Source organism: Ellagibacter sp. (assembly GCF_048412355.1).
Taxonomy (GTDB): domain Bacteria; phylum Actinomycetota; class Coriobacteriia; order Coriobacteriales; family Eggerthellaceae; genus Ellagibacter.
Window position 1 is genome coordinate 1 of sequence record NZ_DBFSAP010000018.1, and the last position, 11,064, is coordinate 11,064.

Consider the following 11,064-nt stretch of genomic DNA (forward strand, 5'->3'; position numbering starts at 1 on the left):
CACCTGGGCGATGAGGTCCAACGCGCGCTTCCGCGCCAGGTCGTGCTAGAATGCGGTCATCCGCAGCGCCGACGGCGCCCCGATCCCCGTCGCACCGGCAAGGCTTCCGGTCGGCTTTTCCCGCAAAACTTAACTCGCACAAGCCGAGCGACGACTTGACCCTGCGCGCCGGACAATAATAATGAAGAGGCAAGAACACTTTGAACGTATATTTGAGCGACATCCTCACCGCATGCATCCTGTTTCCGGCAGTCGCCTTCCTTATCACCGTCCCCTATATGATCTACCAATACCGTCGCCGAGGGTCGGTGCCGAAGCTCCATACCGCGATCGTCTACTCGTTCGTGTTCTACCTCATGTGCGCGTACTTCCTCGTGCTTCTGCCGCTTCCCGCAGACCGCACGGCGTATGTCGCCTACGCGGCGACACCGCAGCTTGTTCCCTTCAACTTCGTCCATGAGTTTCTCGCCGAAACCACCTTCTCGCCAAGCGACCCCGCAACATGGCTGCAGGTTTTGCGCGACCCGTACATCTACGAGGCGTTCTTCAATGTGCTGTTGCTTTTGCCGTTAGGAGCCTACCTTCGCTACTATTTCAGGCGCAGGTGGTGGCAAGCGCTCATCATCGGTTTTTTGGTGACGCTCTCGTTCGAGACGACCCAGCTCACAGGATTGTGGGGCATCTACGAGCACCCGTATCGCCTGTTCGATGTGGACGACCTGATCCAAAACACCTTAGGCGCCATGGTGGGATTCTGGCTGGCGGGTCCTGCGATGCGCGCGCTTCCCGACTTACGCACGGCGAACCTGCGTGCGGCCGAAGTGGGGCTTTCCGCAAGTGTCACGAGGCGCGCCCTCTCCTTCGCGCTCGATTCCGCGCTGACAGCCGCACTTGCGGTGGGATCGACCTACCTGGTGTATCGGTCAGGCCTGGTTGCAGCCCCGATTAGCGCGAAGGCAACGGCAGCGCAGGCCCTCGAGGCGACCACCGCGCAGATAAGTGATGCGCTCTTGCCGGCGCGCCTGTGCATACTTATCGCCCTCGTCATCGTGTTCTTCATCGTGCCCGTGGTGACGAGGGGTCGCACTCCCGCTCAGGCGCTCTTGCATCTGCGCATCGTGCGCACGGGGGCGCGACGCGCATCGTGGTACCACTACCTGGCGCGATACGGTCTGCTGTTCGTCTTCATCTGGATTCCTTGGGGGCTGTTTACGCTGCTCACCGAAGTGGGAAGCAGCTCGATCGGATCCGAGGCGGGCACGTTGGCAACCTTCGCCTCGCAGAACACCGAGGCCTGCATCGCGGTGCTCGCCGTGTTCACCGTGGCCTGGATCGTCTCGCTGATCGTTCGCGGCGTGCGGGCAGCGTCGGGCCGCGCTCCGTTCGTGATGCTGAACGGCATGCTGAGCCGCACTCGCATCATGACGGAGAGCGGCCTTGCGGCCGAGCGCGCGAGGCTGAGCGCACTTTCCGTCGATGACGTGCGAAAGCTTGAGCAATTTATCGCCGAAGGCGGCACACCGCTCGCAAGCCTCATGCGCTGTGCGGGCGAAGCGGTCGCAGACGAGGTGCGCACCTGGGCGGGAGGTCCTGTGCGCGTATGCGTGCTGGCGGGCTCGGGCAACAACGGAGGCGACGGCTGGGTTTGCGCGGAAAGCCTCGCAAGAAGCGGGTACCCCGTTACGCTGATCACCCCGAAAACGGCAGAGGAGCTGACAGCCGAGCCTGCGAGAACCGAGGCCGTCTCTTCCCTGGACCGCGCGCTCGAAGGCGAGCTTCCCCTGACCGTCGCGGTTGCGCCGGAAACCGACGACGCTGCGCGAGCGCTCGATGAGGCAGAGGTCATCGTCGACGCAATTCTGGGGACCGGCTTTACGGGAAGCAGCCTGCGCGAGCCGTACGCAACGTGGATTTCCCTTGCCAACCTGCGAAGGTTCAAAGGGCCCCGCGGAAAGGGACGCGGAGCCCATCGCGCCCGCACGGGAAAACCGAGCAAGCGGGCAAGCGGCACCACCCTGTGCGATCGCAGGAAGGACGCCCCCTTCGCCGTAGCGGTCGATGTGCCAAGCGGCTATTCCGCGCAAGCGGCGACCTGGGCCGACCCCTGTTTTTGCGCCGACGTCACCGTCACCATGCTCGCGATGAAACCGGGCCTCATCGCGAGCGGCGCCGAACGCTTCTGCGGACAGGTGAAACTCGCGGAGCTCGTGGACACGGCTCCCTATCGGGAAAAACTCGGGTAAAGAGGCATAACGGCCGCTTACAGCTCCACACGCTCGAACATCTCTTTGCCAACACCGCAAATGGGGCACTCGAAATCATCAGGGAGCTCATCGACGTACTCAATGTGGCCGCAAATCGTGCAGCGCCAGCCCACCTTCGGGGCCGCATTCCCCTCGCCTTCGCCGCCTTCCCCCGCAGACGCCGGGGCGGGTGCCACCTCCTCGTCACCTAGATAGCTCGAAGCCTTGGGCGGCGTTTTCCCGCCTTTGACCTGGTGGTAGAACGCATAGGTCATGGGAGATGCCGCGCCTTCGACCTTCCGGCTCTCCTCCACCTCGCCGATGAAGAGCACGTGCGTGCCCAGATCGAGCTCGCCTGTGACCTTCGCGGAGAACCACGCGCAGCACGCCTCGACAACGTAGGGCATGCCCGCCGCATCACGGGAACTCGCATGCTGGGCAAACTTGTCGAGCTCGGTCGAAGAATGGAAGCCGAACGTGCCGATAAGCTCCATCGAGGCGTCCTCCGACAGGCACGATGCTGTGAAGCGACCCGCAGCGCGCAGGGCCGCTGTCGTGGCGTTTTCCTTGTTCAAGGCGACGCTCACCTGCAACGGCGAGGATGTGACCTGGGCGAAGGTGTTCGCGACGCAGCCGAAATCTTTGCCTTTGGAACGGGTTCCGATGACGTACATTCCGTAGCTTAAGCTGTGGAAAGCGGACTTCTCGATCACTGGTTCCTCCCTCTCTTTTGGAAAAATCGATTCCTTAATGATACTCATTCTCACTAAAGAAGACAAGGGCGACGCCGAGACAGACTAACTTGCAGCCCCTTTCCCCACGAGAGCCCCTTGCCAGCAATGCGCGTGCAAAAAACGAGGGGGGTAACTGCCAGAAAATCGGCAGTTTTCATCATCTGGCAGACGATTCGCTGCCCAATCCAGCCCACCTCACGATGTCTTCCCGTAACGCAGAACCAAAAGACCAGGTCAAATTTGTGCAAGCACCCGAGATGCTCTCCCCATCGCCCACCCCACTCCTTCCAGATGATGAAAACCACCCGATTTCTGGCAGGTCTCCCCCCTCCGCTTGACAAGGCAAGCGAAACGGCCACTTAACAGCTCGTCCTGCAAACTGCGTTGGCTGGTATCATCATCGGAGCATCATATGCGAGAGAGGGAACGCATGATTATTCGACTGGCAACCCATTCCGACGTTGATCGTATGGACGAAATCTGCGAGGCGGCGAAGGCAGCCATGCGGAGCATGGGTATCGAGCAGTGGCAAGACGGCTACCCCAACCGCGCATGCTGGGAGGCGGATGTCGACGACGGCTTCGCGTACGTGGCGGAAACCGACAAGGGAACGGTTGCGGGAATGTTCGCCCTCGTCACCAACGCCGAGACGCGCAACCCGGAGCCCTCGTACGGCGAGATCGACGGCTCATGGCTCACACCCAAAGCAAACTACGCTGCCGTGCATCGCGTAGAGGTGGCCCCGGAAGCGAAGGGCCAAGGCATCGCCGGCATGATGCTCGACTTTGCGTGCAACAAAGCCGCCCAGATGGGGCTCGCCTCGGTCCGCGTCGACACTCATGCCGACAACAAGCCCATGCAACGCGCTCTCCAGAAAGCGGGATTCATCCCCTGCGGAGTTATCACCCTAGCGGAAGGAAACGATGCGGGCGAGCCGCGGATCGCCTTCGAGAAGCTCGTATAAACGCGCCCGCATAGCTACCGTCGCCTGTCTGCGTGATGAGCATAGCAAGCAAAGCCGCCGAGCCCATGACCTGTCACGCGACGCCAAGCGAAGCCGAGATGCGCAACGCCCGACGCTCGATAACAGGTAAGGTCCTGCTGGGCTCGCCGCCTGCCGCCCGACGGCGAGCCCAGCCACCATGCTTGCCGCCCGTCGCCAAACGAGGCAACCGAACGATGACCCGTCACGCATTGGGGCTTCACCGCGGCAGCTTCGACCGCAAATAAGCGGGAAAATAAGCTAGATTCCGTAGAATTCAGGCTTCAACGAACGGCTCGTCAGATCGCGAGCGAGCGATTTCGGATCAGCGCCCTCCCACACCACAGAGCGGACCGCGTCGGCGATAGGCAGATCGACGCCGTAGCGGTCGGCGAGCACCTTTACGTTGCGGCACGCGTTGGCGCCCTCGGCGACCATGTGCGTCTCGGCGGTAAAATCCTCGAGCGTCTTGCCAGCTGCAAGCATCTCGCCGAACGTGCGGTTGCGCGAATGGCGGGACATGCACGTAGCGACCATGTCCCCCGTACCCGCAAGCCCCATGCAGGTGATCGCATTGCCACCGCAGGCCACCACGAGCCGGCTCATCTCGGCCAGGCCGCGCGACACGAGGAGCGCCGCAGTGTTGTCGCCGAACCCAAGCCCGTAGGACATGCCCACGGCAATCGCGACCACATTCTTGAAAGCGGCGCACAGCTCCACCCCGCACGCGTCCTCACTCGTATAGGCGCGGAACGACTCGCACGCGAACAGCTCCTGGAAAAACGCTGCCGTATCAGGCGATTCGCTCGCAATAACCGTGGCAGCGGGAACGCCGCGCACCACTTCCTCGGCGTGGTTGGGCCCCGAAAGCACGGCAAATCGGCTGCGATTGCCCATTTCGGCGTCGAGAATGTCGATGGGGAGAAGCCCACTGCCCTCCTCGATGCCCTTCGAGCACACGATGACGGGGAAGTCGGAGTCGACCACGTCGGCTAAGGCGCGCGCCGCCCCGCGCACGAGCGTCGAGGGCGTCACGATAACGGCCGCGCGTGCGCGCAGCAGCGTATCGCGATACGAAAGTGTGGCAACGACATCGGGATTCAGCTCGACATCGCTAAGGTAGCGAGGGTTCTTGTGCTCGGAGTTGATCGCATTCACTACTTCGGGCTTGCGCGCCCAAAGCCCCACGTTATGGCCGTTGTTCGCAAGCACCTGCGAAAGCGCGGTGCCCCAAGAGCCCGCACCAATGACCGAAACCTTCATGCGCTACTCCTTTGCCTTGTCTCCGATGCGGCGCTCGGTCCCCGTTGCGAGGCGATGGATGTTGCCGCGATGCGCCCAAATGACAACGAGTGCAGTGACCAGGCACAACACCCATGCAATCGGGTCGAATGCCTGGAAGAGGAAATAGTATGCCGCAAAAATCGGGCACACGATCGCCGCCGCGAGCGAGCCTGCCGACACGAATCGCGAGATAGCGACCACCACGGCGAAGACGGCGATCTCCAGAAGCGCGCCCATCACGCCGAAGGTCACGAACAGGCAGCCAACCGCGACCGCAATCCCCTTGCCGCCCTTGAACTTGAGCCACGGGCTGAAGATGTGCCCGAGCGTGCAACAGAGGAAGGCGAGCGCCACTACCGTAGAAGCGCTCACCGGCGAGTCGGCCGCCACGCCGGCGCCCGGGATGAACGTCGCCAACACGAAAAGGGCAGCAAAGCCCGAAAGCAGGCCTTTGCCGAAATCGAGCACGAACACCGCGGCGCCACCCTTCTTGCCCATGGTGCGCATGGCGTTGGTGGTCCCGATGTTGCCACTGCCGTGCTCGCGAATGTCGGTATGGAACACCGACTTCGAGATGATGACTCCCCAGGGAATCGACCCGAGCAGGAAGCAAACAACGACAAGCAGCGCAAGCGCGACCAAAACAAACTCCTTTGCAAGACTGACGACGCAGATGATGGCGCCCATGCCCAAAGCAATGGCCGCAAGGAACGAGAAATCCGTGTATGACCAGGGCGATTCGGGATAGGACATAGGCGGTGGCTAATCCTTCTTCTTGAACTTGAGGCGGATGGGCGTACCCTCCAAATCGAACGTCTTTCGCAGACGGTTCTCCAGGAAGCGCTCGTAGTTGTCGGTCACCAGATCCGGGCGGTTCACGAACACCGTGAAATGCGGCGGGCAGGTGCCCGTCTGCGTGACATACTTCATGCGCAGCACGGCCTTGCCCTGCGACACCGTGTGGCCGGTCTCGCGGATGGAGGACAGCCATGAGTTGAGCTTGTTGGTGGAAATCGTCTGGCTGAAACCGGCGTAGGCCTTGTCGACAGCGTCCCAGATGCGGTCGACCTTCTTGCCTGTGAGTGCGCAGGTGGCGACAACGGGCGCATAGCCGACGAAGGTCATGCGGTCCTCGATGCGCTCGCGGACCTCGGCTTTCGCTTCGGGGCCTTCCACAAGATCCCACTTGTTCAGCACGATGATCATGGCGCATCCGCGCTCGGCCGCAAAGCCCGCCACGCGCTGGTCCTGGTCGGTCAGGCCAATCGAGCCGTCGATCACAAGCAGCGCGACGTCGGCGCGGTCGATGGCGCGCATCGCGCGAACGAAGCCGTAGTACTCCACGTCCTCGTCGATCTGGCTTTTGCGGCGCAGACCCGCTGTGTCGACGATGCGGTACTTCTTGCCGTCGTGGACGACCACCGTGTCGATGGCGTCGCGCGTGGTGCCCGCCACGTCCGAGACGATGGAACGGTCATTGTTGGTGAGGCGGTTGGTGAGCGAGGACTTGCCCGCGTTCGGGCGGCCGATGATGGCGACGTTGATGATGTCCTCGTCGTCTTCTTCATCCTCGAAACTGCAATCGACTTTGCGCAGGTGATCGACTACTTCGTCGAGCAGATCGCCCGTGCCATGGCCGTGCGTGGCAGAGATGGGGAACGGGTCGCCCAAGCCCAGCTGGTAGAACTCCCACAGCTCATCGAGCTTGTTGGGGGTGTCGAGCTTGTTGACCGCGAGCAGCACCGGCTTGGAGGTCTTGCGCAGGATGCGCGCAACTTCCTCATCGTCGGCGTTGATGCCGGTCTTGCCGTCCACGATGAAGACGATCACGTCGGCCTCGTTGGTCGCTTCGAACGCCTGCGAGCGGATGGAGCCCTGGAACTGGTCCTCCGTGCCCATCTCGATGCCGCCGGTGTCGATCAGCTTGAACTCGATGCCGTTCCAGTCGGCCTTGTGGTACGAACGGTCGCGCGTGACGCCGCGCATCTCGTGCACGATAGCCTCGTCGGCCTCGGCGATTCGATTGACGAACGTGGATTTACCCACGTTCGGGCGGCCAACGACCGCAACGATTGGTAATGCCATATTGAACTATCCTTCAAAGCTCTTGGCGCGCATATCAGCGGCCAGGCGGGCGATTTCCGGTAAAAATTCCGAACCGTTACAGGATACCACGGCCACATGCGCACCTGCGGCTTTTTCGATATCCGCAAGCGTCATGTCGTCGAGCGTCACCCCGTCATCGTTGAAGACGACGCGCGGGATGCAGAAGAGGGCGAGCGGTGAGTCGCTCGAAGCGGGCGAGTCGGCATCTTCAAGCGAGGCCGGCTCGTCGAGCGGCCCCTCCCGCAAGGCGTCATCCCGAATCGCGCGCACGATGTCGCAGCCGCAAAGAAGCCCCGTCACGTCGACGTTTCCGCCGAAGAAGTCGTTCTTCACGAACAGCGGGCGAACGAGCCCCGCCACGGCGCTTTCCCCCAGAAGGCGCGCCGCGAAACCGCGCGTGGCGTAGCCGAACACCAAGCGCACTGCCACGTTCAACTCGCGAAGTGCCTGCTCGCAGGCGGCGTCCGCGCCCAACTCCACGGCGCGCTGCCAGTCGTCGGCGAACGAGCGCACGATTCCCACGCCGTCCTCGAACATCTCGAACTCGCCGTAGCAGCTGGCGGGGGGAAGGTGCTCGAGCAGGGCGTCGCCATAGGCATTGCAGTAGAACTCGTCGGCGGCATGGGCCCAAAGGGTCCCCCGTTCGGCGAGAGCGCGTTCCTGAACAGGCTTTATGACTTCCATCGCGCGATAGGCGGCGTCGGGGTCGTCGAAGCTTTTCGTAAAGCACGTCTGGTGTTTGGTGAACCCGAGCGGGACGATGCAGACATCGAGGATCCCTGGCCGCGCATAGGCCCACTCAAGCGTCTCGCGCAGCACTTCCCCGTCGTTCTCGTCGGGCATGAGAACGATCTGCGCGTGGAACTCGATGCCGGCGGCGAGCAGGCGGTCGAGTACCTCGATGCCATGGGCGGCGTGCTTGCCGATGATGCGGCGGCGGACCTCGGGGTTCGAGGCGTGCAGCGACACGCGCAGGGGGCTGATGTGCTGCTCGACGATGCGCGCCTCGTCTTCGGCGGAGAGGTTCGTGAAGGTGACGAACGTGCCCGCAAGGAAGCTCAGGCGGAAGTCGTCGTCGCGCAGCGTGAGGGACGCCCGCATGTCGTCGGGGAGCTGGCGCATGAAGCAGAAGATGCAGGCGTTGCGGCACTGCTTCACCCCGTCGAACACCACGCCTTCAAACTCGAAGCCCCAGTCCTCGCCCTCGTCGCGAAAAAGGTCGACCTCCCCTGCCTCGCCGTCGAGGTCGATGTATCCCACCGTGATCTCGTCTTCGGCGGAAAGCCAACGCCAATCGATCAAGTCGCGCACAGGCTCGCCGTCGACCGTGGTGATGAAGCAGCCGGGTTCGAATCCTGCGTCGTCGGCAGGGCTTTCGGGGGCAACGTACGCAATTTCAGCGCGGGGCGGGAGCTTTTTGCGCGCACGCGAACCTGCCGCGCGCACATTGCCCGCAGCTTCGCGATCGATGTCTTTCGAGGGGTATACCGCCACCCGCGCATTCCTTTCCCGCTATGTCGTAAGACGCCTGACCCTAGAGTGCCCGACGCCTTCCCCGAAGCTGCCTGCTCCTAATGCGCCTGCCCCATAGTCCTTCGACGTTGCCTGCTCCTTCGGTAACTGCTCTATGCTAAACGAGAATCGGCGACACGGGAACAACCCCACTCAAAGCACGCAAGCTGAAAGCGGGCAGGGGCATAAGACGCTCATTCCAGGCCGGGGATTCTCCTCGCTTGCAAGCCTAGGAGCCCCTCACTCATGAACCGCGTCAGCGCGCACTTTCCGAAAATGCCCCGCAACAGAAAACGCTCATTGCACAACTGCGCGACTCAAGAAATACCCCTGTCCCATACAACGGACTCACAAAAGCTACGACGTAGAGGACAATGCCCGCATCCCGCCGAGAAGAGCGGATAAGACGAAGGATGGCAACAATGAGCGAATACAAGAAGTACTTGCATGTGGAACGTCTCGGGTCGGAGGAATGCGAGGGCCTGCTCGACAACGCCGCTGTCTATGTGACGGCGAAGGTCGACGGATCGAACGGCTGCGTCTATTGGAGCGAGAAGGCGGGCGGGGTCATGGTCGGATCGCGCAATTTCGAGCTTTCCGATGCAGAGGACAATGCCTACTTCCATGCCTGGCTGAAAAGCGGCGCTGACGAAGCAAAACTCCTTTGCGCTTACTGCGCGGCGCATCCGACGCGCATCGTGTACGGCGAGTGGATGGGACGAGACCGATTCATCGGAGCCTTCAAAGGATACGACAAAGCGGCGCTCGGTAAGCTCCTCATTTTCGACGTCTACGATACGGCGGAAGAACGCTTCCTCGGCGAACCCGAGTGGCGCGAGGAGCTCTCGGCGAGCGGTTTGGAACCTTACTTCATTAAGCTGCTTGCAGTACTCGACCGCCCCACGCTCGACGACGTCGTCGCCATAGCGAAGGCCAACGATTTCCTACTCGAAGGGACGGACGCGGTCGGCGAAGGCGTGGTTTGCAAGGTCCCAGGATGGAAGAACCGCTTTGGCCACACAGCTTACGGTAAGATGGTGCTCGACGAGTTCGTAAAGCAGCGCAAGCCCGCCAGCAAAAGCGTCGACGTCGAGCTCGAAATCGTCAATGGGTACATGACCGACGCCGAGCTTGAAAAGACAGTCGCCAAGGTGTGCACCATGGTCAACGCGGAGTCTTTCGATCCCGAGAGCCGCAAAATGATGGGCATGTTCACATCGATGTGCTGGAAGGACCTCCTCATCGAGTGCCCCAACTGGGTGAAGCGCATGAAGAACCCGACAGTGGACTTCGGCAAACTCGCGGGGCTTTGCAACACACGAGCCAAGGAGCACATAAAGGCAAGTGGGCAATAGCGCGCGTTTGCAATAGAGGTTCACGCATGCGGCATCTTGGTCGTTCTTTGCCGCTTTTCCACCTTGATGTTCTTTCAGGCCTATAGGACAAAAAGTGTGTCTGGGCATATTATTCATTCATTCCGGAACGGGTATCTCGTCTTGTGGTGGAGCTCCTCCCACACGAGGCCCTCTCCCCATTTCTCTGGACGGGAGGCGTCCTCGGCCCTCATGCCGTATCGCTCCCTCGGCAGGTCGACGTCGGCGTCGGTGGGCATCTCGCGCAGCGTGTCCGCCATCGTCTTCGGGCATTCGACATGCAGGTAGCACCACCAGAACACGGCCTTGACGCGCTTGAGCTTCGCGAGGCCGCGGTGGCTCCTCAGGACCTCGCGGAGCTGGGAGTTCACGCCCCCTTCGATCCTGTTGTTGGTGGCGGGCATCGGCCCCTCTGCGCACAGCGCCGGGTCGAGGTACGCGAACAGCGTGCCCGCGTTGACGAGCCGGGCGAGCCCCGACCTCGCCTCGCGCAGCCTGCGGTGGGTGTAGGCCATGCGGCCTTCGACCAGGCTTTTCTGCTCGAGGAAGTCGGACCAGAACTCGCACCACTGCATGAAGCGCTCGACCCACCAGTCGGCCTGCTGGAGCGTCTCCACATGCAGCAACTCCCTGGCCAGCGCGTAGAGCCCGACGCCCGCCTGCAGCTTGGGCCTCGACGTCGTATGCCTCTTGACCTGGCAGAACGCGTGGAACACGCATCTCTGGACCCTCGTCCTCGGCCATTCGGCCGCGACCGCCGAGGCGAAGCCGCTGCCGCCGTCGGTGACCACCATGTCGGGCGGGGCGATGCGCGAGAGCAGCGAGCGCCA

At 62.2% G+C, this 11,064-nt stretch carries 9 protein-coding genes; 3 read left to right on the forward strand and 6 right to left on the reverse strand.

The genetic code is table 11. The features are described 5' to 3' along the window. Nucleotides 1-200: 200 nt before the first annotated feature. A complete protein-coding gene (locus ACMRQN_RS02240; RefSeq protein WP_418733634.1) occupies nt 201-2,243 on the forward strand; it encodes an NAD(P)H-hydrate epimerase in 2,043 nt (680 codons plus the stop codon). 17 nt (nt 2,244-2,260) lie between these two features. On the opposite strand, the gene ACMRQN_RS02245 is transcribed toward ACMRQN_RS02240, so the two are convergent. Further along, entirely contained in the window at nt 2,261-2,956 is a 696-nt protein-coding gene (locus ACMRQN_RS02245; RefSeq protein ID WP_418733635.1) for a flavin reductase, read from the reverse strand. A 451-nt stretch (nt 2,957-3,407) separates the two neighbouring features. Between ACMRQN_RS02245 and ACMRQN_RS02250 the strand changes: the two genes are divergently transcribed. Next, nucleotides 3,408-3,941: an N-acetyltransferase family protein gene (locus ACMRQN_RS02250; protein ID WP_418733636.1), complete on the forward strand. Its 534-nt coding sequence runs from the start codon at nt 3,408-3,410 to the stop codon at nt 3,939-3,941. Nucleotides 3,942-4,220: 279 nt separating this feature from the next. Here the strand turns inward: ACMRQN_RS02250 and ACMRQN_RS02255 are convergent, their stop codons facing one another. The 4 genes from ACMRQN_RS02255 to ACMRQN_RS02270 all read right to left on the reverse strand — a co-directional run bounded on the left by ACMRQN_RS02255 (nt 4,221) and on the right by ACMRQN_RS02270 (nt 8,843). Beyond that, nucleotides 4,221-5,222, reverse strand: a complete 1,002-nt coding sequence (locus ACMRQN_RS02255) for an NAD(P)H-dependent glycerol-3-phosphate dehydrogenase (RefSeq protein WP_418733637.1) — start codon at nt 5,220-5,222, stop codon at nt 4,221-4,223. A gap of 3 nt (nt 5,223-5,225) precedes the next feature. After that, on the reverse strand, nt 5,226-5,930 hold the full coding sequence (gene plsY / locus ACMRQN_RS02260) for a glycerol-3-phosphate 1-O-acyltransferase PlsY (RefSeq protein WP_418733641.1): 705 nt from the start codon (nt 5,928-5,930) through the stop codon (nt 5,226-5,228). A 75-nt stretch (nt 5,931-6,005) separates the two neighbouring features. Further along, nucleotides 6,006-7,328 (reverse strand): ribosome biogenesis GTPase Der, encoded by a 1,323-nt coding sequence (gene der / locus ACMRQN_RS02265; RefSeq protein WP_158050248.1) that lies wholly within the window; start codon nt 7,326-7,328, stop codon nt 6,006-6,008. 6 nt (nt 7,329-7,334) lie between these two features. Next, on the reverse strand, nt 7,335-8,843 hold the full coding sequence (locus ACMRQN_RS02270; RefSeq protein WP_418733638.1) for a DUF512 domain-containing protein: 1,509 nt from the start codon (nt 8,841-8,843) through the stop codon (nt 7,335-7,337). 440 nt (nt 8,844-9,283) lie between these two features. On the opposite strand from ACMRQN_RS02270, the gene ACMRQN_RS02275 reads away from it, so the two are divergent. Further along, a complete protein-coding gene (locus tag ACMRQN_RS02275; protein WP_418733639.1) occupies nt 9,284-10,216 on the forward strand; it encodes an RNA ligase family protein in 933 nt (310 codons plus the stop codon). Nucleotides 10,217-10,329: 113 nt separating this feature from the next. Here ACMRQN_RS02275 and ACMRQN_RS02280 read toward each other — a convergent pair whose 3' ends face one another. Then, the gene (locus tag ACMRQN_RS02280) at nt 10,330-10,851 is read right to left on the reverse strand and encodes a hypothetical protein (protein ID WP_418733640.1); all 522 of its coding nucleotides are present in this window, start codon (nt 10,849-10,851) and stop codon (nt 10,330-10,332) included. Nucleotides 10,852-11,064 lie beyond the last annotated feature (213 nt).

Excerpts from the sequence above, each read along its gene's own strand:
- ACMRQN_RS02250 (WP_418733636.1), top strand. The coding sequence starts at position 3,408 with ATGATTATTCGACTGGCAACCCATTCCGACGTTGATCGTATGGACGAA.
- ACMRQN_RS02255 (WP_418733637.1), bottom strand. The coding sequence starts at position 5,222 with ATGAAGGTTTCGGTCATTGGTGCGGGCTCTTGGGGCACCGCGCTTTCG.
- plsY (WP_418733641.1), bottom strand. The coding sequence starts at position 5,930 with ATGGGCGCCATCATCTGCGTCGTCAGTCTTGCAAAGGAGTTTGTTTTG.
- der (WP_158050248.1), bottom strand. The coding sequence starts at position 7,328 with ATGGCATTACCAATCGTTGCGGTCGTTGGCCGCCCGAACGTGGGTAAA.
- ACMRQN_RS02275 (WP_418733639.1), top strand. The coding sequence starts at position 9,284 with ATGAGCGAATACAAGAAGTACTTGCATGTGGAACGTCTCGGGTCGGAG.